Annotated in this window: 24 protein-coding genes and 1 pseudogene; 16 read left to right on the top strand and 9 right to left on the bottom strand. The window is 35.8% G+C overall.

All coding sequences use genetic code 11. From position 1 onward, the window contains the following. Window positions 1–7 precede the first annotated feature (7 nt). Window positions 8–454: a rhodanese-like domain-containing protein gene (locus MKY81_RS04950; RefSeq protein WP_066230813.1), complete on the bottom strand. Its 447-nt coding sequence runs from the start codon at window positions 452–454 to the stop codon at window positions 8–10. A 127-nt stretch (window positions 455–581) separates the two neighbouring features. Here MKY81_RS04950 and MKY81_RS04955 point away from each other — a divergent pair, with 127 nt between their 5' ends. Together MKY81_RS04955 and MKY81_RS04960 are read left to right on the top strand one after the other, a co-directional pair. Beyond that, on the top strand, window positions 582–1463 hold the full coding sequence (locus tag MKY81_RS04955) for a LysR family transcriptional regulator (RefSeq protein ID WP_066230810.1): 882 nt from the start codon (window positions 582–584) through the stop codon (window positions 1461–1463). A 221-nt stretch (window positions 1464–1684) separates the two neighbouring features. Beyond that, window positions 1685–2071, top strand: a complete 387-nt coding sequence (locus tag MKY81_RS04960) for a hypothetical protein (protein ID WP_066230807.1) — start codon at window positions 1685–1687, stop codon at window positions 2069–2071. A 58-nt stretch (window positions 2072–2129) separates the two neighbouring features. On the opposite strand, the gene MKY81_RS04965 is transcribed toward MKY81_RS04960, so the two are convergent. Together MKY81_RS04965 and MKY81_RS04970 are read right to left on the bottom strand one after the other, a co-directional pair. Further along, on the bottom strand, window positions 2130–2411 hold the full coding sequence (locus MKY81_RS04965) for a hypothetical protein (RefSeq protein ID WP_066230804.1): 282 nt from the start codon (window positions 2409–2411) through the stop codon (window positions 2130–2132). Between the two features lie 49 nt (window positions 2412–2460). Beyond that, window positions 2461–3012, bottom strand: a complete 552-nt coding sequence (locus MKY81_RS04970; protein WP_066230801.1) for a GNAT family N-acetyltransferase — start codon at window positions 3010–3012, stop codon at window positions 2461–2463. Window positions 3013–3480: 468 nt separating this feature from the next. On the opposite strand from MKY81_RS04970, the gene MKY81_RS04975 reads away from it, so the two are divergent. After that, window positions 3481–4428 (top strand): L-lactate dehydrogenase, encoded by a 948-nt coding sequence (locus tag MKY81_RS04975; protein ID WP_066230797.1) that lies wholly within the window; start codon window positions 3481–3483, stop codon window positions 4426–4428. A 173-nt stretch (window positions 4429–4601) separates the two neighbouring features. On the opposite strand, the gene MKY81_RS04980 is transcribed toward MKY81_RS04975, so the two are convergent. Next, the gene (locus MKY81_RS04980; protein WP_066230793.1) at window positions 4602–5081 is read right to left on the bottom strand and encodes a GyrI-like domain-containing protein; all 480 of its coding nucleotides are present in this window, start codon (window positions 5079–5081) and stop codon (window positions 4602–4604) included. A gap of 108 nt (window positions 5082–5189) precedes the next feature. On the opposite strand from MKY81_RS04980, the gene MKY81_RS04985 reads away from it, so the two are divergent. Continuing rightward, window positions 5190–6152 (top strand): helix-turn-helix transcriptional regulator, encoded by a 963-nt coding sequence (locus tag MKY81_RS04985; RefSeq protein ID WP_328007248.1) that lies wholly within the window; start codon window positions 5190–5192, stop codon window positions 6150–6152. A 60-nt stretch (window positions 6153–6212) separates the two neighbouring features. Here the strand turns inward: MKY81_RS04985 and MKY81_RS04990 are convergent, their stop codons facing one another. From MKY81_RS04990 to MKY81_RS05005, 4 genes are all read right to left on the bottom strand, one after another. Further along, window positions 6213–7568, bottom strand: coding sequence for a tripartite tricarboxylate transporter permease (locus tag MKY81_RS04990; RefSeq protein WP_341116958.1), 1356 nt, complete (start codon window positions 7566–7568; stop codon window positions 6213–6215). Continuing rightward, window positions 7565–8023 (bottom strand): hypothetical protein, encoded by a 459-nt coding sequence (locus MKY81_RS04995; protein WP_341116960.1) that lies wholly within the window; start codon window positions 8021–8023, stop codon window positions 7565–7567. The genes MKY81_RS04990 and MKY81_RS04995 overlap by 4 nt, the downstream gene beginning before the upstream one ends. Before the next feature lie 13 nt (window positions 8024–8036). Continuing rightward, window positions 8037–9287 (bottom strand): hydroxymethylglutaryl-CoA reductase, degradative, encoded by a 1251-nt coding sequence (locus tag MKY81_RS05000; RefSeq protein ID WP_341116961.1) that lies wholly within the window; start codon window positions 9285–9287, stop codon window positions 8037–8039. A gap of 154 nt (window positions 9288–9441) precedes the next feature. After that, complete coding sequence (locus tag MKY81_RS05005; RefSeq protein ID WP_066230778.1) at window positions 9442–9990, bottom strand: helix-turn-helix domain-containing protein; 549 nt, start codon at window positions 9988–9990, stop codon at window positions 9442–9444. A 367-nt stretch (window positions 9991–10357) separates the two neighbouring features. Here MKY81_RS05005 and MKY81_RS05010 point away from each other — a divergent pair, with 367 nt between their 5' ends. The 7 genes and pseudogenes from MKY81_RS05010 (at window position 10358) to MKY81_RS05035 (ending at window position 14658) form a co-directional block, all read left to right on the top strand. Next, on the top strand, window positions 10358–10642 hold the full coding sequence (locus MKY81_RS05010) for a hypothetical protein (RefSeq protein ID WP_181294679.1): 285 nt from the start codon (window positions 10358–10360) through the stop codon (window positions 10640–10642). Beyond that, a complete protein-coding gene (locus MKY81_RS21075; RefSeq protein WP_425319836.1) occupies window positions 10579–10746 on the top strand; it encodes a hypothetical protein in 168 nt (55 codons plus the stop codon). Before MKY81_RS05010 ends, MKY81_RS21075 begins: the two co-directional genes overlap by 64 nt. Window positions 10747–10762: 16 nt before the next feature. Further along, window positions 10763–11047: a YwqI/YxiC family protein gene (locus tag MKY81_RS05015; protein ID WP_108072558.1), complete on the top strand. Its 285-nt coding sequence runs from the start codon at window positions 10763–10765 to the stop codon at window positions 11045–11047. After that, window positions 11044–12626: pseudogene (locus MKY81_RS05020) on the top strand (T7SS effector LXG polymorphic toxin). Before MKY81_RS05015 ends, MKY81_RS05020 begins: the two are co-directional and overlap by 4 nt. A gap of 26 nt (window positions 12627–12652) precedes the next feature. After that, window positions 12653–13429 carry a hypothetical protein gene (locus tag MKY81_RS05025; RefSeq protein ID WP_341116965.1) on the top strand — a complete coding sequence of 259 codons (777 nt, stop codon included), beginning with the start codon at window positions 12653–12655 and terminating at the stop codon, window positions 13427–13429. 25 nt (window positions 13430–13454) lie between these two features. Beyond that, complete coding sequence (locus MKY81_RS05030) at window positions 13455–14063, top strand: hypothetical protein (protein ID WP_108072566.1); 609 nt, start codon at window positions 13455–13457, stop codon at window positions 14061–14063. Window positions 14064–14187: 124 nt separating this feature from the next. Further along, entirely contained in the window at window positions 14188–14658 is a 471-nt protein-coding gene (locus MKY81_RS05035) for a DUF3994 domain-containing protein (RefSeq protein ID WP_341116967.1), read from the top strand. A gap of 221 nt (window positions 14659–14879) precedes the next feature. Here MKY81_RS05035 and MKY81_RS05040 read toward each other — a convergent pair whose 3' ends face one another. After that, window positions 14880–16319 (bottom strand): L,D-transpeptidase family protein, encoded by a 1440-nt coding sequence (locus MKY81_RS05040; protein ID WP_108072570.1) that lies wholly within the window; start codon window positions 16317–16319, stop codon window positions 14880–14882. A gap of 293 nt (window positions 16320–16612) precedes the next feature. On the opposite strand from MKY81_RS05040, the gene MKY81_RS05045 reads away from it, so the two are divergent. From MKY81_RS05045 to MKY81_RS05065, 5 genes are all read left to right on the top strand, one after another. After that, complete coding sequence (locus tag MKY81_RS05045; RefSeq protein ID WP_341116968.1) at window positions 16613–18937, top strand: helix-turn-helix domain-containing protein; 2325 nt, start codon at window positions 16613–16615, stop codon at window positions 18935–18937. Between the two features lie 165 nt (window positions 18938–19102). After that, complete coding sequence (locus tag MKY81_RS05050; protein WP_341116969.1) at window positions 19103–20332, top strand: MFS transporter; 1230 nt, start codon at window positions 19103–19105, stop codon at window positions 20330–20332. A 14-nt stretch (window positions 20333–20346) separates the two neighbouring features. Next, complete coding sequence (locus tag MKY81_RS05055; RefSeq protein ID WP_341116970.1) at window positions 20347–21528, top strand: M20 family metallopeptidase; 1182 nt, start codon at window positions 20347–20349, stop codon at window positions 21526–21528. Between the two features lie 61 nt (window positions 21529–21589). After that, complete coding sequence (gene sdaAA / locus MKY81_RS05060) at window positions 21590–23152, top strand: L-serine ammonia-lyase, iron-sulfur-dependent, subunit alpha (protein WP_341116972.1); 1563 nt, start codon at window positions 21590–21592, stop codon at window positions 23150–23152. Between the two features lie 261 nt (window positions 23153–23413). Further along, window positions 23414–24922: a malate:quinone oxidoreductase gene (locus tag MKY81_RS05065; RefSeq protein WP_108072576.1), complete on the top strand. Its 1509-nt coding sequence runs from the start codon at window positions 23414–23416 to the stop codon at window positions 24920–24922. Window positions 24923–25077 lie beyond the last annotated feature (155 nt).

The raw sequence follows: 25077 nt of genomic DNA on the forward strand, positions 1-25077 counted from the left end.
CCTTCTTTTATTTCATTTTCCAATATAGAGGAGCATTTTCAGCTACACTTCCTACCACATCGCCTCCTTCCTTCCTCCAGTATTCGATTCCTCCAATTAACTCTTTCACTCTAAAACCTAACTTAGCAAACTTAGCCGCTGCTCTAGTTGCTCCATTGCATGCTGGACCCCAGCAATAAGTTATGATGGTCTTATCTTTACATAGACCATTTGTGGTTTTCTCATTAATTTTATTATTTGGTAGAGATACCGCTTCTGGTATATGGCACTCTTCGTACGACTTTGAATCCCTTACATCGACCACAATGATGCCCTCGTAACCTTTCCTTAAATCGATTGACAAGTCAGCTACATCCGTTTCAAAAGTCAATTTGTTCATAAAATGTGAATAAGCTATTTCCGGACTAGCAGGTTCCATTTCTAATGAAAGAGCAAATCTTGGTTTTAAATTCATTTAATATTCTCCTCTACAAAATGTATTTTTGTTTCTATATGGTAATCATACATTGCTTTTTAATTCATAGTTATAGATAATTATAGATATCAAGTATCATTAATGTTGATAATAGGAGGGGGATATTATCGAATTTTTATATTTAAAAACGTTCGTTCAAGTATTAAAGAGTGGAAGTTATTCTCGAGCAGCTATAGATTTAGACTATGCTCAATCTAGTGTGACCAATCATATTCAGAAACTCGAAGAATTATATGGGGGAGTTCGTTTATTTGAAAGAAAAGGGAAACAGATGAAGGCGACTTCATCTGGGGAATTACTTTATGATTACGCTGTAAAAATATTATCCTTATATCAGGATTCACATTCTGCGATAGGAGATCAGGAAATTAAAACCCTTACCATAGGTTCAATTGAGACCGTAGCTCTTTATTTTCTTCCTGAAATATTGGACAAATTTAAGAAGTTATATCCTGATGTACATATACGAATTATTCCAAGCAATGAGAGAAATATTATACAAATGATTAAAGAAAAGGAGATTGATTTTGGACTTATTTTAGATTTTCCCTATTATATCCCTGAAGTTGAAAACCTTCTTTTAGAGAAACAGCCTATGGGTATTGTTGTTCCACATGATCATAAATTTGCTAATAGACGTGAGCTAGAAATAAAAGATCTAACGGATGAATCATTCATTCTAACAGAAAAAGGATGTACTTATCGGGCTTTTTTACTTGAAAAATTAAATGGAGAAAGTATCTCTCATGATATATCCATGGAACTTAGCAGTGTGGAAACCATTAAAAAAGCGATAAAAAACCATTGGGGAATTGGTTTCTTACCTTTATTTGCAGTAGAGGAAAATGATCAGTTTTTAAAAACCGTTCCTTTGAATGATACAGCTTTAAACTTTCATCGTCAGTTACTTTACAGAAAAGAGAAAAAACAGTTAAACGTTTTTAATTCATTTATTGATATCTGTCTGAACAGTACCATAAGTAAATGATAATGCATTCACCCATTATAAAAACCTGTGCTTTTTTCCTTAAGCAGCAGAACCAGAACCCAGCTGGAAAATTATTTTTTTTAAATAGTATAAAAGTTGCTTAGTTTTTTGTATAATCATGATGAAATTTGAAGGATGCTAATGCATTTTCTTTTTACCATACGTGCTTTTTTTATCTAGAATACATAGTTCAAAAATAATATAATTGGGGTGCAAATTAAATGTCAGAAGTAATCAACAACTTAGAAACTGTTGTGTTAAACCAAGTTTCACCGGAAATCATGGAAAGCGAGCCACAATTTGTTGAACCAATTGTTTCTTCCATTGTTTATATATTAACTGCACCTTTTGATCTTAAAGATGCGTATGAACATGCCACATATGATTATACTAATGATGAATTTGAAGTGGAAACTGTCAAGGTTATGAATGAAAGATTGCAGCAGATCATGAATACGCTTGAGACCACTCCCAGCAGTAAGCTTGGAAAGTTTATTATTAAGCTTTACATGAATAGTTTAAGTGAAATTGCAAGCACATCCGAAAGTTGGAAACATCTATATAACGAAGTTCACAAAGTGTTTGCAAGTTTAGATAATAAGTTTTGAAAAATAGTAGGTGCCCCAAATTCTATACTTTTGGGGCACCTTTTTAGAATCGTGATATTCAAAGGTATGACTCGATAACTTTCTTGAAATCTTGATTGACCATTGAATTAAATGCCTTATTAATTAACACTTTTTTTTGATCGTTTAATATGAGTACTGGATAATAATTCACGACAGGACTTCTTCTAACTTTTAGTTTCTGATATTCGATTTGGCTAATCTGCTCTTTTGGAATCAATAGTTCTTGCCCTTTTAAAGTCAAAACAATCGTGTTTTCATAGATTGAAAGTTTTTCACTTCGTTTGAATAGAAGTAAGTATAATCCGATGAGTGCAAACACTTCCCCACCAACGTACCGCCAAGATGTTCTTGGACTTCTACTTTAAATGTTATTTTAGTATTTTTCGGTTTAAATTATCTTCTAACAAGGACCAGGCTTCATGACAGCTTGGTTTGGTAAGTAAAGGTTCAAACCCATAATTTAAGTACATATTGATTGCTTGGTAACTTGTCGTTTGCGATGTAAGATAGCATTTTGAATGATTATTGGCCAAAATATTCATAGCAGCACTAAGTAATGGTTTTGAAAGTTTCTTCCCTTGATATTCTGGAACAATACCTACCCAATGAATTCTGCCGGATACTTCTCCATCGCCATGTAAGTCGCCATACCATGCTGTGGTGGTACCAATCACTTCTCCATCTCCATTCTCAATAAAAACACATCTTCGTGACATTTCGTCCAAATGTGGCCCGAATTCTTTGTTAAAGTGCTCTAGTGCAGCTTGTTCGTTTTTAAATTCATCTACACTTGTTTCAACACGAGTCCAATTATGTTCGTCGCCTTTTTCAAATAACCTTATACGAAATCCGGCTGGAAGCGAATATTGAGGGATATCTAACAAATCCTTTCTTACCATTGTAACTGGAATCCTTTTCATAAAAATCATCTCCTTATCGTTACTATTCGCTAATCATCCACGGCTTTTTGATTTTACGCTTACATTGGGATGTTAAAAGGCATTAGTTATCAATAATTTTACCTATAAAAATACGAGATTTAAAGTCTCGGAGAATGTCCGCTTTTAAAAATAATATTCATATTTTGTTCGTAAATTTTGTGAAATTTTTCACAAAACTTATGGTATACTAACGGTGTTATCAGAAAAGTAATAATGTAAATTTGTCTTGAAAGATATATTTTTTTATATCCTATTGTGAAACATTTCACAAATTAGTTAGCTAGTTATTATAGTTATGCTGACGGTGTTTAAATTAAAAGGATATATCGCAAGACTCCTCAGTTTATTTATAGCGGGAATATTGCCCTATTTATTTATAAAAAGCCAGCGATGTTGGATAGCTGGATAATCTTTTAATCTTTAGAATCAGAAGGGAGATCTATTACCATGAATAAAGAAAAAGTAAATCGTATTGTATTAGTTGGAACAGGTGCTGTAGGTTGTAGTTATGCCTATTCTCTCATTAATCAAGGAGTTGCTGAGGAACTAGTTTTAATTGATGTCAATGAAGCAAAGTCAGAAGGGGAAGCGATGGATCTTAATCATGGAATGCCTTTCGCGCCATCACCTATACGTGTATGGAGTGGTTCTTATCAAGATTGTGCGAACGCAGACTTGGTGGTCATTACTGCTGGACTGGCCCAAAGACCAGGAGAAACCCGTTTGGAATTAGTGGAAAAAAACACTAAAATATTTAAACAAATTGTAAAAGGTATTATGGAAAGTGGATTTAATGGAATATTCTTAGTTGCAACAAACCCGGTGGATATTTTAACTTATGTAACTTGGAAAGAATCTGGTCTGCCAAAAGAACGTGTAATAGGATCTGGGACAGTATTAGACTCTGCACGTCTAAGATCTGCACTAGGGAAGTATTTTAACGTAGATACAAGGAATGTTCATGCAGCCATCATCGGTGAACATGGAGATACAGAACTTCCTGTTTGGAGTCATGCAATGATTGGAATTGAACATCTTGATTCTGTTTTAGAACGGAAGGGAGATTTGAAAAAAGAATGTTTAGATGACATTTTTGTAAATGTCCGTGATGCAGCTTATCAGATCATTGAAAGAAAAGGGGCGACATACTATGGAATAGGAATGTCTCTCGTGCGGATTACAAAAGCAATCCTTAATAATGAAAACAGCATTTTGACAGTATCTGCTTATCTAGACGGAGAATATGGTCAAAATGATGTATTTATTGGAGTACCCGCTGTCATTAACCGTGCCGGCATTCGAGAAATAGTTGAGATTGAGCTGAGTGGAAAGGAAAAAGAACAATTTAATCATTCCGTTTCCGTCCTAAAAGAAACGATGAAACCAGTAATTTAAGAAAATCGTTATAATTTAATTATTTTGATTAGCGTTTTTGCAAAAAAGTAACAGCACCTCTAATTCAATGAAGAGGTGCTGTTACTTTTAATAGTCTCCTTTAAATACGGGCCTCGAATAGTTCCAGCTAATTTAGCCTTCTGCCTTGCAAACTTAAACTTTCCTTCAATCTCTTATTTCCTAACAACAGGAATCCACATTTCACCAAAGACTAAGCCGTTTCGTTGCCCCATCTCAACCGTTGTATTTGGCCCGCCAACATAGGCAACATCCTTTGCTTCTGGTAATGCCTGCCCAAAGGCAATGCCAGTAAGCGTATTACTCAACTCTTCGCTTGTATTCCCTTCTCCCTTTACAACAAGGTATTCCCCTTTTGGGAATTGAATAAGTCTAGTTGCTTCTGGTATCGATGCCTCTGTCATGACACCAGCATAATACATCATTTTGTTATTCACCGCTTCGTTAACGGCAAAAATGTAATCATTTGTAGCAATGGATTTTAAAGCGTCAAGCCTTCCATCTTGGCTAATAGCTTCCCAAAAGTCCGACTTTTCCTTGTTTATGCCCGCAAAGTCTGTGTAATGGCTCTTAAGCTCAGTTCCAATTCCTAAAACGGTAAAGCTGTCTTTTTCTTCTAAAGTATAGTTTGCCATGTTCAAAACCTTCCTTTTCAAAAGTAGTTAAATGCCTTGCGTTCTTCACTTGCTAAGCATATGATAACCTTAAATCATGTCAAAAAGTGACACTGTTTAGGAGACCTTATGAAAAAAGTTGAACGGATTAATACCATTATGCGGTATATCAACAACCGCTCTCGCTTTACCATTACTGAAATCATGCGGGAATTTAACATTTCTCGTTCGACAGCTATTAGAGATATCAGAGAAATTGAAGCCATGGGGATGCCACTTGTTGCTGAAGTGGGCAGAGATGGTGGTTATTTTGTCATGAATAACTCTGTCCTGCCAACTGTTCGCTTTACCGATAATGAGATTAAAGCACTTTTTATTGCTTTCATGGCAACGAGAAATCTACAACTCCCTTATCTAAAGAGCCGTCAATCATTAGCTGAAAAATTACTTGGTCTTATCTCAGAAAACCAGCAAGATGAACTTGTTCTGTTAAATCAACTCTTGCTTTTCGAAGGGACCAATCCCAATAATCCGGACCTACTCGATCTGTCAGATCTGCCACACCCGATGTTAGAAAAACTAATCGAAATCCTTCTTTTAGATAGCTATTTATTGGTTACCATTGAAGAAGGGAAGATAATAAAGTCTTATTCAATTTATCTCTTGCATCTTTATCGTGAAAAAAGTCTTTGGTTGATTGAAGGCTTTGACTTAAAGGATGAAAAGAGACGGACTATCCCTGTCGACAATCTCACCAATGTCGAACCATACTATACGAAAAAAAAATTAAGTAAGAAAAAGATTTTAGAAAAACTACGTAAGCAGGAAGAAGTAATTAACCTTGTCCTTGAACTTGGTCCCAAAGCGATTGCACAGTTCAAAAAATATCATCCTTTAAAAGTTTCAATTTCCTATACGAATCCTTACCAAACGACAGCCATTCTAAAGACTTTTATCAATGTTAATAATTCAGATGAATTGACCGAAATAACAAATTGGCTACTTTTCCTCGGTGGAGATATCGAGGTCAAGGAAATGCCGCAAGAACTCCGTGAATCTTTACGAGAGAGATTACACCTATTCTGCCCATAAGCAGTACAAGCTAAAACCGCGATAATTTAGTAGAAATTTCATTGCACATCCTTATTCTAGTTAGAATCTGAATAATTGAAGCATGATCCAGCTTGACGCGTAAAATACCATAAATTGTACACCCGCACCTACACCTAAGATGCGGTTTAATAACCCGCCTACGGTTGCAACGGTAAATGTTAAGATAATCCCAAGGAATTCTGCCTCATTATAAGCAAGTAAACAAGCTAAACCTATGAACATGGCTACAATGGCCTCTTGACTAACAAATTTTAAAACTAAAACGGACGCCTTTCGGGCATAATTCATTGAAAATGGATAAGCAATCAATGAAGCTATGACAATACCAATAAAACCAAAAATAAAGAAATCCCACGTTGATAAATATGTGTGCAAGTTATTAATTGGCTCCACTGAATATACCGGTGGAGCATTAAACAAGGCCGATGCCGGGCCTAGTGCTACTGGGCTTAATGGGATACCGAAAGCAATAAGTGGAATAATTGCTTCTGCAAGATAAGTAGACTCTGTCACACCATTCATAACTGTTAAACTCGTAGTTGATTTTTTATAAGCCCCTTTTGTACGTGATCCAACAATTTCACCCATTAATGAAGTCATTCCGACCGGACTGAATACAAATGTTAATGAAGATATAAACGTTGTAATAGAAGTGAAAGTCGTTTGACGTCCGGTTAGTATCTTAAATGGATTCGGGAAATAACCCTTCCATGACTTCGTCTCTGGTGCTAGATTGTATTCATTTGGTTTATTTCTTACAATTGCATTTCGAGCGGCGGGAGAAGCTGCCACTAATATATTACTAAACATTGGTCCTATAGCAATTCCTAGAAAGAAAGTAATGGATAAATGTTTATCCAATATAGAGAAGCTTAAAGTATCTAACGATTTAATAAAAAAGGCAAAAGGAATAATAATTAGTACACTAGCCCATTTCCCTTTTGAAAAATAAGCAATTAAAAAAGCAGCAATTGTAAATATCAGTCCGGATGATGCTTTAAAGAAGTCTGCAAATTGCCCTAAAAATTGTCCCAGCAAAACCGCCGTAGGTAATGCAATAAAAGCACCAATAATCCCACCTGAGATCATTTTCCGTAAGGCGATATGAGGCATCCCCATACGTCTTAGTGTTGTTGCATGATCAATTAACGGAACAGCGGTCGTATCTCCCGGGATCCCCATAAGTGCCGTTGGAACAGCATGAGTAAGATGCTTTGAAAGTACAGCTGCCATAAAGAATGCGAAGACTCCTTCCGGGGGTGCACCTAAAAGTATGATTAATAGTGTAATCGGCACCATGATAGCGGTTTCATCAGTGCCTGAAATTAAACCGATAATGGTAAAAATGAAAGCGCCTAAGAGAGCAAATAACAATGCGATTAAATAAATACTCACTTTTTATTCACTCTCTTCATATTCTCAAAATTTGCTAGTACCCCAAGCTCATTCAATTCTCTTTTTGTTATCGGATCGGCATCGATTAGTCTTAACTCTTCATCAATATCAAGCTGTAAATCTTTAAATACATCTTCCATTGTGCTATTTGAGATTTCGTCTTCAACCAATATTCTTTTTGGCTTAAAAAGAACGGCATTTAAAAATAAAACTATCACAGTACCAGCAATTCCTAACAACAAAGAATATGAATTTACCATTTGGGGACTCGCTATTTTTGGAAAGATATATTGACCTAACTTATATCCCCCTAAACTAACAACGACACTCATCAAAATTGCAACAATAAGCTGTTTACTAGAAGTCGTATCCCCTAAAATCTCAATAAACTGCCCTTTCTCTTGTACAACGATATCTTTTTCATGATCGATAACATTCTTTTTGGGATTTAACATACTTAGCCCCCCGTTACAGTGAATTAGTAATTTCTAAAATTCGGTCATAACGAAAATCTCTTTCTTCTACCGCCTTCTGAACCACTTTTTCAATAAGATCTCCTTTAGCTCCAGCCATTACAGCTAAATTTTTCGCATGTAAGCGCATATGACCTGTTTGTATCCCTTCTGCAGATAGTGCTCGTAAACTAGCTACATTCTCTACTAATCCAACTGCTGCAATCATTCCAGCTAATTCTTCTGCTGTCTTTACACCCATAATTTTCAATGCAACTTGTGCGACTGGGTGTGTTTTTGTTGCACCTCCAATAATTCCAACCGCCATTGGGACTTCTAATGTTCCTACTAAATTGCCTTCATTATTTACCTCCCAAGTTGTAAGGGAACGGTATCTTCCAGTTCTAGAAGCATATGCGTGTGCCCCCGCCTCTACAGCACGTGTATCATTTCCGGTCGCTAGAACTACGGAGGTAATCCCGTTCATCACACCTTTATTATGTGTTGCAGCGCGATAAGGATCTGCATCGGCAAATTCAAAAGCGCTTACAATATTTTTTACAATTTCTTCTCCTCCCAACATTTCTGATGAAAAAACTCCTCGAGCTCTAACGACTCGTTTATCAGCTAAATTCGTTATAATACGTAAAACAACTCTGCCCCCGGTAATTTTTTCAATTAATGGAGAAACAGATTCCGCCATTGTATTTACTGCATTTGCGCCCATCGCATCCTTTGTATCCACTATTAAATGGATAACTAGCATTGTTTCCTTAACAGTGTTTACTAGATGTACCTCAATATCCTTTACTCCGCCCCCTAAGCTCACCAAGGTTGGATCTTTTAAATTACATTGTTCAATAATTTCTTCTTTGTTCTCAAATACCCTTGCTCTTGCTGCATATGGATCACAAATATCTAATACTTGAATCTGTCCGCGCATGATTGTTCCGGAAGTTGCTGTGTGAATACCACCTAAATCATATGCTGCCCTAGCGGCATTACTTGCTGCCGCAATGACTGAAGGTTCCTCCGTAGCCATCGGAATGAATACATCTTTACCGTTTATTTTAAAATTGGCAGCAACCCCTAACGGAATACCAATTTGTCCAATTACATTCTCAACCATAGCATCAGCTAAATCTAACGTCATACCATTAGACAATACATTTATTTCATCCTCTGTTAAACCTATTCCTTTAGTAATAAGATCTACTCTTTCGTCTACAGATAATTGATAGAAACCCTTTACTCTTGAAATAACCATCATATGGCCCCCTTTGATTGAAAATAGTTTCCTATAATTCAACTTTGTTGAATAATGATATATATAATTTATAATAGTATAAATATTTTGTAAAGTGGGGTCCTTTTCAGGTAGTATTTTTGATGATATATTTAAAACGATTTATAAGTCTTGCCTATTCTTCAACATAAATGGTTAATACTTTTGAAACCTCTTGACTATTACTGATAAATATATGCGGTTTTCTTCCGGAAAAATAAGCTGAATCACCCTCAACTAAATTATATGTTACCCCATCATAAATTAGTTTGATGGCCCCAGTAAGAACATATATAAACTCGTCACTATTATGGATATAAGGTTCAACTTCTTCTGCTCCCTGTAAAACAGTAACAATCGTTGGATTAATATTACTCATAAAGTTTTTATTTGCTAATAACTCATAGTCGTAGCCAATCTCATTTTTAGCGACGTTTTCTTTCCTATCACTTTTTCTTACAATGGATAATCCCTCATGCTCTTCCTGAATAACAAACCAGGACATTGGGGAATCCAATGTTTCAGCAATTTTTGAGAGTGTCACCAAACTAGGTGTAGCAACACCATTTTCAATTTTTGAAATATGACTTTTTGTAATCCCTACTAATTCAGCAAGAGCAGCTTGTGTAAGTTTTTTCTTTGTTCTCATTTGTTTGATTCTCTTGCCAAGTTCTTTAGGTCCCATTTTTTAATTTCCTCCACTAAATTTATCTTGTTTAACTCAATTCTAAAAATAACAAATTAAATGAGAACCGTGAAGTACTTGGTGTTAATAACACATAATCCAATTATAAAAAACTCTTTCATTTTAGTATGACTAATATCCTATTACTATATGAGGGATATTGACTCTAATAACAGTAAATAAGTCCTGATTTCAGTAATTTATTCATATTTTTATTGATGTGGGATTTGGTAAATTATGATAATAGTAACAGTATAATCCGACTTTAAACAAAAGAATTCTTTAGCGGATCAGCCTTGCGTCTTATGGTTTCTAGTCCGCATGTTTTAAAAAAGATAAAATACGAAATTACTTTGGTGGTGGTTGAGTGAATAATATAAATATGATAACTATTATGATTTTGAATCAGGATATTTCTAGATTTTCAACAGCTATCCAAGAGAATGAAGAGAAAATAAAACGATTACGGAAAGCAAAAATGAGCATTGAAAACCTGAGAGAAGATTTAATCAATAATAAAAAAATGTATTTAAGCCAGAGTTTTTTTCAACTTCTTGGGCTGGGAAACATGCAAAAGAGCATTCAAATATTCGAGATAGTATTGCCCAAAGTAGTACGTATATTGCTAATCAACAAGTTGGGGAACTTTTAAATGAAATTGATAAAAAAATAAAAAAATTGAAAGATAAAAATGAAAGTCTTTTGGATTCGATAAGCGTGAAACAAAGGGAAATTTCTAGAATCAATAATATGTAGGAAGGAGTCTATGTTTATGCCGGAGATAAAAGTCATAAAGAGTGAAGTTGAACCTGTTTTTCAAAATTTAAAGGAAAAAACAAATGAGTTGGATACTACTAATCCAAAAGTTGAATTCTCAGAGTCCAAACTTGATTTCATCAAAAAAATGGAAGAGATTGAAGAACAATATTATGAAACAATCAAAAGTTTTAAAACGTTTTTAATAAAAACGAATAATGATGCTTGGTCGAGTATTGAATCATACATTAAATTAGATCAAAATCTGGCTCGGAGTATACATAAGGAGAAGGCACAATGAGAGTGTTAAAAGTTTCCGAGATCAACAATGGAATTGATCAATTGATTAACAAAAAGAAAGAAGAGAAAAGACAAATTCTCGCCATTCACGATGCAATGGAAAAGGTCATTAATTTAGATGATGCTTTAAAAGGCGAGGGGGTAATGCAATTAAGGATTACTATAACGTGCTACATTTTCCTATAATTCTATTATTTAACCAATTCTTAGAGAATTATGTTCAAGAATTAAAGAATATCAAAAACGTAGTAAAACATTATGAAACAGAAGATGGTTTTATTAAAGAGGAATTTATTCATCATGATGTTATGAATGGTATCACTAAGGTAGAGAAGGAAACTCATGATATCGTAAAAAGTATTAATGAAGATTTGTATAAAGTGAATGATTTAGTAGCTGCTATTCCAATTAAAACAATAAATTTTGATGCACATATTTCAAGTGCTAAGCGACAAATTCGAAAAACGATAGAAGATATAAATCAACTTGATCAAAGTAGTACAGTAAAACTAGAGGATCCCGGAAAAGATTTAACAAACATTCATCAACTTATAGGGAAAATGAAAGTATGGTCAAAGAGCGGAATCTTTTTAAGTAAAAAAGAAATCCGTATGATAGAAGACTACTTCTTAAATACAGATGCAATAAAGGAAATGGTTGATAGTGCGATCGAATTGTCTGTAGAACAAGGAAATTCAACATTTATCGGAGATATTGCAAGTTGGATGGATACCCTTGGCAAAGGGACGGGTGCTTTAGATGTTGTGAAAGGTGCTCTTGCCATTGGTGTGCTGTCATCTGGAGCATTGAAATTAGAAAAGAAGGGAAAAGGAATCTTTAAGGTGGTCGTCTCTTCAAAATGGAGGAAAGCGGCAAATGGAAAATTTGAATCGAAATTAGCCGAACGGATATATAGTATTTTGAAGAAAGCAGATCCAAACTCTTCTTCTCCTTTAAAGCGTTATCTTTCAAAATATAGCAAAGCACCAGGAGGAGTTCTGAAGGAAATCGTTGGTTTGGCACCTAATACAAAACGCATTTATTTTGGAAGAATATTACGTCAGTATACTAACTCGGTCGTATTTGATAAAAGCATGCTTAACAATTATAAAATGAAGGTCAATGTCGGAAGAACAACTTCCCAATTTACTGATGCGACCAAATTAAGTGCATTTGCAAAGCGTATACCTGTGGCTGGTATAACAATTTCATTAACAATGAATACGAGTGAATTTTTTAGTGATGAAAATAAATATAAATCAGGTTTTGAGAAAACAGGCAGATTTGTTGCAGGAGTTGGTTTAGATGCAGGAGTTGCTGGACTTACTACAGGAGGGGCAGTAATTGGAACTATGATCTGTCCCGGAGTGGGTACAATTATTGGTGGAGCAGTGGGAGCTGGGTCAGGGATCATCGGCTCATGGTTTGCTGAAGATAAAGTCAAAGAATGGGGAGAATCTGTCGGCCGCTGGGTAGAAAGACGTATTGAAGATACAAATGACTTAATTAAAGAAACAACCAATAAAATATCTAAAAAGTTATCTGGGGCAAAGAAATTTATTTCAAGCTACTTTAGATAATCAAACTATATGAAGGAGAGGAAGAAATGGCTTCTGAAATAAAATTAACCACAAATGAATTAGTTTCAGCATTGGCTTTATGCGGGCATGACCATATTGCTAGTCAAATTTTAAATGAAAATAAATTAATTAATAATGATAAGGAATTTGAAAGATTTGTTAGCGAGTCGGAATGGTTATTGAAACAAAAAGGGTACTGGGATGAAGAAAGGGAAACTAAAATTACGGCTGGATTAGAAAATTTATTGCATTTACTCGTACATTCTCGTAGAAAAATCCGTTGCGTGAATCAGGATCGAGTATTGTTTATTCATTATCTTGATGGGGGAAATTCGATGATCCAGCATGTAGAAAAAATTGAACATACATTTTCATTTCATGAAAACAAACTGGGATATTATGAATTGCTTTGTGAATATTTTGAAGTACAAACAAATAAGGAAAAGGATGTGGATAACCTTAGACCTATACAAGTATCCGATGAAATGTTTGATGAGCTTCATACTATTGAAAAGGAAGTTATCGAGGCAATGATCGAGGATGAAGCTTTAGATAAAGAACTAAGAATTTTTCTAAAGGATTTCAGAAGAAATAAACAAGAATTGGATAATATCTCTTTTATTGAATCCAATTATGTTAGGGACGAGAATGAAATTGACCAAATCGCTTTCCTTCTTCCTAGTGATGAGTTTATATGGCATATCGATTATGAAAAGGTTAATGATGGGGAGATTTATTTCGCTGCAATAAACAATAAAGAATACTTTGATAAGATAGATGAAACGATAAAAGAATTTTTTTAGTAAATAAGAGGGAGTAGAAAAGAAGATGTTTAAAACAAAAAATGGATTTCGCTTCTTTTTACAAAGTAATTTGGTCTTATGCTTCATGATCCTTTTATTATTTGTTAACTATAAACAATGGGGAAGCGATGGATCCGTAACCGTCATTATCTTTATTTTAGGATTTGAATTTTTAATCATTCTCCTATCTATTTTGGCCTGTTTTAGTCCGAAAACTAATGAGGCGAATAATCAGAACAAAACAAAAAGAAAATGGACGAAAAATGAATTTATCGCTATGATTTTAGCACTTTTCGTCTGCACCTTAATTGCACTACCTTTTCTTGGCATCAATATTTCGATCCCAAGCAGTTATGTGTCCATTATATTAATCGCTAACTGTATTTTTGCATTTTTCTCGATTTTCGTTCAAAAGGCAGTGATGATATTGTATCAGTCAAATGTTCATAATGAATGCAAAAGTATTTTGGATTTTTTCTATAAATATATGACGATTTTATTTTCAGGAATTAACTACCATGGACAGAAGGTGCTGTCCGGCCTTCCGTTTGCTTTAAATAAGCTGTTCGCCATTGTTTTTCTTCTTGTCCTTTTATGGCAATTTTTTATACCAGTAGGGATTTTTGAACAGTAGAAGGTTTCTAATTATCCTAAGGGTAACAACATTTTCTAGAAAAGAAGATTCATTGACGCTTAAAAATGAGAATGGTAGGATAAAAGAATTATGGTAAATAAATACATAGGAGGAATAGGGGACCATGAATAAGAAAAAATTATTATGCTTTGCAATTCCGTTAATGTTATTAGGGGGCTGTGGGGATGCAACAGTGAAAAAAACGGCTAAACAGATTGAATCCTCTGAAACGAAAAAGGAAAGTAAGCCAGAGACACCAAACATATCGAAGGATAGCAAAGAAATAGCCGGTACTTGGGGGGAGGATGCAGAAAATGGATTCAATGTAGCTCTCATTATTCATCCAGACGGTATTTTTGAGCAATATATGGATGACACGTATCCTAAGAAAACGGATTATGTTAAAGGACATTGGGAGTATGATTCAGAAGCAAAAATCTTAAAACTTACAAATGACATAGAGTTTTATCAAGATGGCGAACGGAAAGAAGATAGTGTGGAAACACTTACGTTCACTGTGAAGTATCTCCAAGGGGATAAATTGGAACTTGAAGAATCTGATACAGAAGAATTGATTAAATTAAAGAGGCGCTAAAAACCTTCGGACATTCTCTTAAATAAAAAGGACCGGGCGAATTTGCCCGGTCTTTTTCCATTATAAAGACGAATATCTATTTCAAATTTGTACCATTCAGTTCAATTTGTTTTATTATTTGCTGATACTTCGCTTTTTCAGCTTCAGATTTACTCCAATTTTCCGCATATAGGTGTGTAAGTGATCACATCACGCTTCTCAAAATGACATTTGAGCTTTTCTCAATAAATAACAACTGGATCATACGTACTGAGATTATCATACACAGCTTTCATAATGTTTGGAGGTGTGTTTACACATCCACCTGATCCATCATTGAGATAAGCTTTTTTTGACCAGTTTTTCCGCCAGCTTGCATCGTGGAATCCTTGACCACTGTTTGTGAATGGAGCCCAGTATTTTACATCAACAGCATATTCGCCCTTACCTACAGCGGTGCCTTTTAGGGTATACGGAGTTCGTTTATAAAGGATATACCAAATTCCTGGTGAAGTATCTTCCCCTGTGCTGTGTTTACCGGTAACAACATCTGTGGAGACAACTAGTTTTCCATTTTTGTAGATCCAAATATGCTGCTTAGCAATTGATACTTCAGCATACGTGTTGCCAATGCCATGATTCGCTGTCGTTTCATAGCCAATGCCTTCATTGCTCCAGCCTTTTCCGTAAATATTGGAGGCAGAAATCGCTTTGTCTCCTTTTTCAAAGGCTTTTTGAATCCTTGCCGTTTCTTTCTCAGCATTGATTGCCCAGCCATAGCCTTCTGCTTTTACGGAAATGTTCTTTCCTGAATGGGTTTTAAATGTAAAATTTTTATCTAATGTTGCTTGAGTACGATTAATTGCATCTATCTTCTTTTTAATGTCACTCGCAGTGATGGTAATTTTCTTATCGTTTGATACAGAGGCATTTTTGATTAATTCACTGGCTTTTAAAGGATGCACTTTTTTCTGGACTTTATAATCAACTGTTTGTTTTAGAAGTTCCTCTAATATTTGCTCCTTTTCCTTGATAATCGGACTATCCTTTTTGATTGGTTTTAGCAGTAAAGGTTTCAGATGGATATCACTCGTATATATTTGTTTCTTATATTCCTCTAATATACCGTCGACATCATACTGTTTGCCATCTTTACTATCGCTAATAACAATTTCACCTTGTTCTAATTTCGCGTCCGCATCTTGGGGTGCCTTTAAGCTCTTATTCATTTCCAAGAGCTTTTCTTCTACTTGCTTTTTCATCGCTACACTGCGAAACTGATCCGCCTTTTTCGGTACCAAAGAATAATTTTTTTCCTTGAAGGAAGGAAAAAAGGTCCACTGGCTTTTTAATAATTTCTTAACTTCAGATAGATCTTTCTCTGTAAATGCCATTTTTGTAGGTTTTCCATCTAAGATTTGTTGGTTTCCGATGTAGACTCTGTTTTTTAGTTCTGTTGTTTTTAATTTATTGATTACCTGATTAGCAGTGAGTCCGCCGACTTTTATGCTATTAATCTTAATCGATGAATTAAAATGAGTTGCCTGATAATAGCTCAATCCCGTAAAAAGGAGTACTATAATGAAGATGATTCCAATGACAATGAATATACGCTTTGCAGGCTTTTTATTTCGCTCACTGCGTTTTTTATTTATAACTTCCATTTCGTTTAACGCATTCATCTCTATTCCCTCCGCCACTTATTAACCTAGCTGCGTCCTTCAAATATAAAATGATGGAATTTCGTTTTAGACTTTTGTTTATCTTATATTATCTTACTATCTAGATATTACTATTATACTATTAAAATTTATTGTTACAAATTGTATGAAATGGAAGTTACTACAGCTTATGTTTTGTGAAAGCCTAGTGCCCCCATACATCTTGTCTATTAAAATAGTATTACATGATATAATTGCTATGGATAAAGTTGAACAAATTAAGATTGCAAAGATGAAATATTGAGGTGAATGTTATGTCCGGAGCAATCGAAGAATCGTACCAAATTAGTTTACAGAATATTCGGCACCATTCGCAACATATCAATTTAGGAATTGAAATTCTTCTAGTTATTAGAGGAGAAATTGAGGTTGTCGTCAATCAAGATTCCTACCATTTGGTTGAAAATGACCTTCTGCTTATAAATGCTAATCAAGTTCATAACATAAAAGGGATTGAAGACAATGTAGTCTTATTATTGCAAATTCCACTACGTTCTATCGAGCGGTATTATCAAGATATTCATGAGTGTTATTTTGATTGCTATTCGTCTAAAGAGGATCATGGTCAATATCTTCTATTTGATCAAATTCGTCAACTGTTAGCGGAAATTCTAATTGCACATTATCAAAAGCAAGATGGAAGTGAACTTGAAACCACTAGCCTGATTTATAAGTTAGTCACTATTTTGATACGGAATTTTAAAACGACCTATCTGCAGCAGAATCAATTTATTAGTATGAAGGATGAAAGAATTAAGGCTATTCTTGCTTATATCGAAAAAAATTATCGCAAGTCAATATCATTAGAGGAAATCGCCAAACAGCAATATTTATCCCTATACTATTTATCACGTTATTTCAAGCAGGAGGTTGGTGTTAGTTTTTCACAATATGTAAAGCAATTACGTTTGAAATCAGCTGTTCGTGAGCTCTTATATACTGGACATACTATAACGCAAGTTGCGCTCAATAATGGTTTTCCCAATGCAAAGGCATTTAATAAGGCTTTTAAAGAAATATACCAGCAAACGCCTGCTGAATACCGTAACCTTCATAAAAAGGAACCTAACGACATCGAGGAAGTACATTATGTAAGTGATCAATATACATTATTGAAATCACCGAATTTTTTAATTGAAATCAGTAAGTATATCCCATCAAATGAGAAAATTTTCACGTTGATGGATCCAGCCGTTTCGACGGTATATATTGATCTGCCAAAAGAGCCCATCTTTATTCGTAAAAAAGACTGCAGATTACTAGTTATTGGACAACTGGAATATGCCTTACAAGAAGAAGTCCAAGCGGAATTACGGCTTATTCAAGAGCTACTCCAATTTGAATATGTCTATTTCACGAACCTATTTTCTTCTACTTTTACGATTACAACTCATCTCCTGCAAACAGGAGGACAATTTTATCAGATTAACACATTATTCAATTCCTTTCGCCAGCTTGGTTTAGTGCCTTTTATCCGTGTCGAGTTTGAAAAGGAGGTCGAAAGAAGTTCTGATTACATCAAGATGTTAGGTGAATTTCTACAGCAGAGTGTTCATTATTTTGGCAGTGACTTTGTGGAGAAATGGCAGTTTGAATTAGCTTTCGAAGAGTGGGGGGAAACAGCGGGTACCTTTTACCGAAATTTTTATGAAACGGTGAAAAAATGGTCCTCTGCCGCCAAAGTTGGTCTGCATGTGCCATTTTCTTTAGAGACAGGAATCACAGCACCTGTTACTGCCTTTTTAAAGCAATTTGCAAATGAATGCGAACTGGTCTGCTTCACATGCAATCCGAATGAACAAGTTGATTTTACTGACATGAATAATAGTATCTTTGAAGACGTTAAAGATTTTTTAATGAAATCATGTATCGATTTGAAAGCAAAGCTGCAATCAGTGGGATTGACAGACAGTCCCATTTACTTAACAAATTGGAATACTCTCTATGGAAATACTGTGGATTTAAGCGGAAGCTTTTTTCGCTCATCGCTTATTTTTAAAGATATGTTTAATGTAATGAAAATTATTTCTGGTTTAGGATTTTGGATTGATACCCATTCATTAGAAATAAATAATTGGAAGTATGAGCACATTGCCATGAATGGGATTGCCCTGCTTTATTATTACCAATTGAAACGTCCCGCTTTTTTTAACATTCAATTGATGGCAAAAATGAACGACCAAATTTTAGCGGAAGGAGAAGGCTTTGTCCTGACCAAGGGAGATCAAGGATACCAATTGGCTATTTATAACACTTCCTATGTCAACCCTTCCTACTCAGTTGAAAGCTTCTTTTTAAGCTCCTTAACGAAGGAAAAAAAGTTTGTGATTTCAGGTTTGCCCCGCGGGTCTTATCAAATTCGTAAACATATTTTAGATCGGAATAACGGTGCATTTTATATGAAGTGGATGAATTTCAAACAGAGGGATATTAATGATCAAGAAACCATTACGTTCTTGAAGCAGCGTACCTATCCTGGATTACAAATCTATGAGGAAACTATTGATTCGGACCTTTATTTACAATCAACCCTAACATTAAATGCTTTTCATCTTATTGAAATTAAACCATTAAGTTAAAACTTGGTGGTCTTTTTTTGTCCTTTGTTAGGAAAAGAATAAGGGATGAGGACAAATGGAGGGAATATTCTGGACAATGATTGGAAAGCCTTTCATACTTCTATCATTTACAATCATAAATAAGAAAACGTTTTCAAAATACCATGTACCGGAAGGGGACTTTATATGTCTGTTTCTCAAGAAGCGTTAAAAGAAAGCGGTGCTAAACTTTCGGTTCCTAAGGCCAAAAGTTCTCGTGAAGTGATGTTGATTACAGCTCTAATGGCTGGTTATTCCATGGTTTATATGGACAAAAATATGATTTCTACCGCCATTATTCCAATTGCAGATCAATTCCATCTTACAACAAGTCAGACCGGATTAATGATGAGTTTATTTTTCCTCGGTTATTCGTTAATGCAAATTCCTGGAGGATGGCTGTCAGATAAGATCGGATATAAAAAGGTCTTAATTCTATCTCTTTCGCTGATTACATTGTTTTCATTTCTATTTAGCTTTGGAGCGAGTCTACTCGTTTTTGTACTAATTCGCTTCATAGCGGGTATCGGTCATGCAGGTTACCCGCCAAGTTGTTCAAAGAGTATTGCGGTTAATTTCTCAAAGGAAAAACGTACCTTTATCCAATCTCTCATTTTGTCAACGAATGGGATTGGCGGTATCTTGGCATTTGTTATTGGAGCGAGGCTAATAGATCTAAATTGGCATTATGCTTACTATGCATTAGGAGTACTCTTCGCTATTTCATTACTTTTAGTCATCTTTTTTGTACCAAATAACGTTCCGGTAGAAAAAGTGAATGTTGTATCGAAAAAAGTTAGTTTTAAATCCGTCATTTCTAATCGAAATGTCATTAAATTATTCATTGCCATGTTGCTTGCCAATGTTGCCTTTTACGGAAATATGTCATGGTTGCCATCTTTTTTAAAGGCAAAGTTCTCACTATCAATTAGTACAGTTGGAACAATTCTAGCAGTAAATGCTATTGGAGGAGCACTAGCATCTTTATTTGCCGGTGTCTTATTGACAAAGTTTAACGGCAAGGAAAAACTACTGATAATCGTTTGTTCAGTCCTATCATCAATATTTTTTCTAGGTTTAGTAATTTCAGATTCATTACCACTGTCTATCGTATTTTTATTTGCCTTAACATTTTTATTAACGACGATCTTTGTAGGTATTTTTTCTTGGCCACATAAGATTTTGCCGGAAAAAGTAATTGGTTCATCCATTGGGATCGTCAATACTGGAGGAACACTTGGAGGCTTTATTGCCCCGATTTCATTTGGGGCTTTAATTTCTTTGGCAGGGGGTTCATTTTCAATCGTATTTATCAGCTTGGCAATCGCTATTGTTGTGTGCGGTCTCATTACTCTAACCGTTAAAGTAGAAAAATAATTGGAGGAGAAAATATGTTAAATCAACTATTACAAAAGCTAGATGAGAAGAAAGAAAGAATGATAGAAATTCGCAGATATCTTCATCAACATCCTGAATTATCGTTTGAAGAGGAAAAGACATCTCAATATATTGCTGAATTTTATAAAGATAAAGATGTAAAGATTCGAACGAATGTTGGGGGTTATGGAGTGGTTGTCACCATCGAAGGCGGCCTTCCAGGAAAAACAGTCGCCCTGAGAGCTGATTTCGATGGACTGCCGATTACGGAAGAGGCGGATGTTCCTTTTAAATCACAAAATCCAGGAGTCATGCATGCATGTGGTCATGATGGCCATACTGCTTATTTAATGATTTTGGCCGAGGCATTAATCGAAGTAAAGGATCAATTAAAGGGGAATATTGTTATTCTTCATCAGCCTGCGGAAGAAACACCTCCTGGTGGCGCCATTGCAATGATTGAAGATGGTTGTTTAGATGGTGTTGATAATGTTTTCGGTATTCATCTAATGTCTTTAGCAAATACTGGGGAAGTCCACTATCGTGCTGGAGAAATGCAGGCCGGACGCTCATATTTCAAAGTGAAAATTCAAGGTAAAGGCGGACATGGGTCCGCACCGCATACAAGTAATGATAGCATCGTTGCCGCAAGTCATTTCGTTGTCGCCGCACAGACGATTGTCAGTCGTCGAATCAATCCTTTTGATATGGCAACAGTAACAATCGGTTCGTTTGATGGCAAAGGTTCCTTCAATATTATTAAGGATAGTGTGGAGCTTGAAGGAGATGTTCGGACGATGTCCAATGAAGTTCGTGCTACAGTGGAAACGGAATTCAAACGAATTTTAGCCGGGCTTGCTCAAGAATTTGATATTACCTATGATTTGATCTATTCACATGATTATCCAGTATTAATAAATGATGAAGAGATGACAGAATTGGTTTCCAAGGCGATAAATAAAGCCGATATTCCTGAAATTAAAGCAGTCCTTGAAACACCACCTGCATCTGCGTCAGAGGATTTTGCATACTATTTACAAAAGGTCCCAGGGAGTTTCTTTTATGTTGGAGCAAAGCCAGCGGATGGTCCAGTATACCCTCATCATCATCCTAAATTTATTATTAATGAAGATAGTCTAATCATTGCGGCAAAAGCAATGGCTGCCGTTGTTGCGGAATACTTCGAACAAGAATAAACAAAGGGACGGTTCTTATGCTTTTTAGCGTTTGAACCGTCTTCTGTTAAGGAGTGGTTACATGTCTTTTACAAGTCTAAAAGAATTAATAGAACTTGCTGAGCAAGGGAAAACAACAATTTCGGAATTGATGATCAAAACAGAGGTTGAACAAAAGGGTTATCCAAGGGATATAATCATTGAAAAAATGGCGGAACAATTTACAGTAATGGAGGAAGCTGTTCGCAAAGGGACAATGAGTCCCGCGATGTCCCGAACGGGTTTAACGGGTGGAGATGGAAACCGTCTTTATCAATATGCCAAAAATGGCTTCTCCATTATCAACCCTACAACATTAAATGTTACAGCGAACGCACTAGCGGTATCAGAAGTAAATGCGGCAATGGGGCGGATTGTGGCAACGCCAACTGCCGGCTCAGCCGGAATCTTGCCAGCTGTACTTGTTCATGCGCTTGACAGTGGGAACTTCACCCGTGAGCAAATAGTCCAATCAATCTTCACTGCTTCTGCTCTCGGTTTAGTTGTTGCCAATAAAGCTTCGATATCAGGGGCTGCTGGCGGATGTCAGGCTGAAGTTGGCTCAGCAACCGCAATGGCAGCAGGTACTTTAGTTGAGCTTTTTGGAGGTACGCCGGAGCAGGTGGGAAATGCTGTTGGAATTGCTTTGAAAAATTCACTTGGATTGGTTTGCGATCCCGTTGCTGGGCTAGTGGAAATACCATGCATCATTCGTAACGGTTTACATGCCATTACAGCACAAGCTGCAGCGGATATGGCATTAGCTGGGGTAGCTAGCGTCATTCCTCCTGATGAAGTGATTCATGTCATGCACGAAGTAGGACAGCAAATGCCTGAATCGTTGAGAGAAACCGGGATCGGCGGGCTTGCCGGAACGCCGACAGGGCAAAAATTAAAAGAGCAGATTCTAAGCAAAAAAACTAGTGGTGATGGCCCTGCAAAATACCAGAGTGCATATGAAATCATTGGACCTGTCATGGTTGGCCCCTCAAGTTCGCATACAGCTGGGGCTGTCCGTATCGGAAATATTGCCCGCCAGCTATTACACGAGAATCCATTATATGTGGAGTTCTCTTTGATGGGATCCTTTGCTGAAACCTATCAAGGACATGGAACGGATTTAGCTTTGCTAGCTGGTGTAATGGGGCTATCAACTATGGATGATGACATTCCAAATGCAAAAAAAATAGCTGAACAAAATGGATTACAATACAAATTCACGAAACGGGTGCTTGGAAGCTATCATCCTAATACGGTTCTTGTTGAATTGGAAGGGAGAACACGTCGTGTTAAGATACTAGCAAGTTCCTTAGGTGGCGGTAAAGTCGAGGTTCAGGAATTGGAGGGTTATCCGTTAAAACTTTCTGGTGAACGACCAACACTTGTGATTCGTCATAACGATCATAAAGGGGTAATTGCAGAATTATCGAAGATTCTTTATCAAAAAGGATTTAATATTGCGCGTATGGCTAATGAGCGTTCAAAAATGAATGGTCCTGCGATAACAGTTTGTGAAATCGACAATAATATTGAGGAAAATGTCTTAGCTTTATTAAAAAAGGAAATTCCAATTATTGACGAAATTGTCTTGGTTCAAACGAAATAGTTTCTTAGCTAGATTAAATTCTTGCTTTTTTATATATTTTTTAGGACGCATATATATTTGTCAATTTTCACCTAAACTTAAATAACCAATACCCCTCCCATAATAGTGTTATTTTAATCTATAAATAATAGTGATATACTATAGTTATGTAATAATTGATACAGAAAAGGTATGACTGGTTTATGCCTTGTCTTGCTGTGCTGCTAGGCAGGTGCACCTACATCTTTTCTGCAAATATTAGGGTATAAAGGGACGGTAAAGATGAGTAACAGACAAACGAGTACAGACGTTATCTTAATTGGTGCCGGAATTATGAGTGCGACTTTAGGAACACTTTTAAAAGAATTAGTGCCGGACTGGAAAATTACAGTGTTTGAGAAGCTTGAAAGCCCAGGAGAGGAAAGTTCTAACGAATGGAATAATGCGGGAACAGGGCATTCTGCACTATGTGAGCTTAATTATACCGTCGAAAAACCAGACGGAACTTTAGATATTAGTAAAGCGATAACAATTAATGAACAGTTTCAGCTTTCAAGACAATTTTGGTCTTATCTTGTAAACAGCAATCTGATAAGTAATCCTCAGGATTTTATTATGCCATTGCCACATATGAGTTTAGTGCAAGGGGAGAAAAATGTTTCGTTTTTGAAAAAACGTTTCGAAGCTCTTTCAAACAATCCATTGTTTCAAGGGATGGAATTTTCCGAAGACCCGAACAAACTAATGGAATGGATTCCGCTTATTATGAAAGACCGTAAATCGACGGAACCGATAGCGGCTACGAAAATTGACTCAGGAACCGATGTTAACTTTGGTGCATTAACACGCATGTTGTTTGATCACTTAAAGAGTAAAGACGTTGATATTAGATACAAACATCAAGTTGAGGATATTAAACGTTTAGACGACGGTTTATGGGAATTGAAAGTGTGGAATATGGAAACGGGCAGTATAGAACGCCATACTTCAAAATTCGTCTTTATCGGTGGTGGGGGAGGAAGCCTGCCTTTACTGCAAAAAACCGGTATTCCCGAAAGTAAACATATTGGGGGATTCCCTGTAAGCGGATTATTCTTAGTATGTAACAATCAGGAGATTGTCGAGCAGCATCATGCAAAGGTATACGGAAAAGCCGCAGTTGGTGCACCGCCAATGTCTGTGCCGCATCTTGATACAAGATATATCGACAATAAAAAATCATTACTATTTGGACCATTTGCGGGATTCTCACCAAAATTTTTAAAGACGGGTTCAAATATGGATTTAATTCTATCTGTAAAACCGAATAATGTTTTCACTATGTTAGCAGCGGGTGCAAAAAACATTCCATTAACAAAATATCTGATTCAACAACTTATGTTATCAAAAGAACAGCGTATTGAAGAATTACGAGAATTTGTTCCGAACGCTAAAAGTGAAGATTGGGATATCGTAGTAGCAGGTCAACGTGTTCAAGTAATAAAAGATACTGAAGCGGGTGGCAAAGGAACACTTCAATTTGGTACGGAAGTTATTACTGGGGCTAATGGAACGATTGCGGCATTGTTAGGTGCTTCTCCAGGTGCTTCTACTGCCGTACATGTCATGCTTGAGATAATAAAAAAATGCTTCCCAGAATATCAAAAAGAGTGGGAACCGAAAATAAAAGAAATGATCCCATCTTATGGCTTGTCACTAGTGGAAAATCCTGATCTTTTCAAGGAAATTCATACATCAACAGCGAAGGCGCTTGGTTTAAATCATAGTGAGAAGGAAACAGTATCTAACTAATTCTATTATAAAAGCATCTAAGAACTGCACCTCAAATATTAGTTTAAGTGTCTAACGTTTGGGGTTCAGTTCATTATAGGTGCTTTTTTTATGTTTATAAAAATGTAGATCTTTTAGTGAAAATTAATTTTATAGTAGAAATGAGTGTGAAATGG

The sequence above is a fragment of the Heyndrickxia sp. FSL W8-0423 genome, from assembly GCF_038009395.1.
In the GTDB taxonomy this organism is placed as follows: Bacteria; Bacillota; Bacilli; order Bacillales; family Bacillaceae_C; genus Heyndrickxia; species Heyndrickxia sporothermodurans.

What these genes read in the sequence shown, in the direction of transcription:
- sdaAA (WP_341116972.1), top strand. Translation starts at nt 21,590, where the DNA reads ATGTCTTTTACAAGTCTAAAAGAATTAATAGAACTTGCTGAGCAAGGG.
- MKY81_RS04970 (WP_066230801.1), bottom strand. Translation starts at nt 3,012, where the DNA reads ATGAAAAGGATTCCAGTTACAATGGTAAGAAAGGATTTGTTAGATATC.
- MKY81_RS05040 (WP_108072570.1), bottom strand. Translation starts at nt 16,319, where the DNA reads ATGAATGCGTTAAACGAAATGGAAGTTATAAATAAAAAACGCAGTGAG.
- MKY81_RS05055 (WP_341116970.1), top strand. Translation starts at nt 20,347, where the DNA reads ATGTTAAATCAACTATTACAAAAGCTAGATGAGAAGAAAGAAAGAATG.
- MKY81_RS05015 (WP_108072558.1), top strand. Translation starts at nt 10,763, where the DNA reads ATGCCGGAGATAAAAGTCATAAAGAGTGAAGTTGAACCTGTTTTTCAA.
- MKY81_RS04985 (WP_328007248.1), top strand. Translation starts at nt 5,190, where the DNA reads ATGAAAAAAGTTGAACGGATTAATACCATTATGCGGTATATCAACAAC.
- MKY81_RS04980 (WP_066230793.1), bottom strand. Translation starts at nt 5,081, where the DNA reads ATGGCAAACTATACTTTAGAAGAAAAAGACAGCTTTACCGTTTTAGGA.
- MKY81_RS05050 (WP_341116969.1), top strand. Translation starts at nt 19,103, where the DNA reads ATGTCTGTTTCTCAAGAAGCGTTAAAAGAAAGCGGTGCTAAACTTTCG.
- MKY81_RS05025 (WP_341116965.1), top strand. Translation starts at nt 12,653, where the DNA reads ATGGCTTCTGAAATAAAATTAACCACAAATGAATTAGTTTCAGCATTG.
- MKY81_RS05065 (WP_108072576.1), top strand. Translation starts at nt 23,414, where the DNA reads ATGAGTAACAGACAAACGAGTACAGACGTTATCTTAATTGGTGCCGGA.
- MKY81_RS04960 (WP_066230807.1), top strand. Translation starts at nt 1,685, where the DNA reads ATGTCAGAAGTAATCAACAACTTAGAAACTGTTGTGTTAAACCAAGTT.
- MKY81_RS05005 (WP_066230778.1), bottom strand. Translation starts at nt 9,990, where the DNA reads ATGGGACCTAAAGAACTTGGCAAGAGAATCAAACAAATGAGAACAAAG.
- MKY81_RS05035 (WP_341116967.1), top strand. Translation starts at nt 14,188, where the DNA reads ATGAATAAGAAAAAATTATTATGCTTTGCAATTCCGTTAATGTTATTA.
- MKY81_RS04995 (WP_341116960.1), bottom strand. Translation starts at nt 8,023, where the DNA reads ATGTTAAATCCCAAAAAGAATGTTATCGATCATGAAAAAGATATCGTT.
- MKY81_RS04975 (WP_066230797.1), top strand. Translation starts at nt 3,481, where the DNA reads ATGAATAAAGAAAAAGTAAATCGTATTGTATTAGTTGGAACAGGTGCT.
- MKY81_RS05000 (WP_341116961.1), bottom strand. Translation starts at nt 9,287, where the DNA reads ATGGTTATTTCAAGAGTAAAGGGTTTCTATCAATTATCTGTAGACGAA.
- MKY81_RS04950 (WP_066230813.1), bottom strand. Translation starts at nt 454, where the DNA reads ATGAATTTAAAACCAAGATTTGCTCTTTCATTAGAAATGGAACCTGCT.
- MKY81_RS05045 (WP_341116968.1), top strand. Translation starts at nt 16,613, where the DNA reads ATGTCCGGAGCAATCGAAGAATCGTACCAAATTAGTTTACAGAATATT.
- MKY81_RS05030 (WP_108072566.1), top strand. Translation starts at nt 13,455, where the DNA reads ATGTTTAAAACAAAAAATGGATTTCGCTTCTTTTTACAAAGTAATTTG.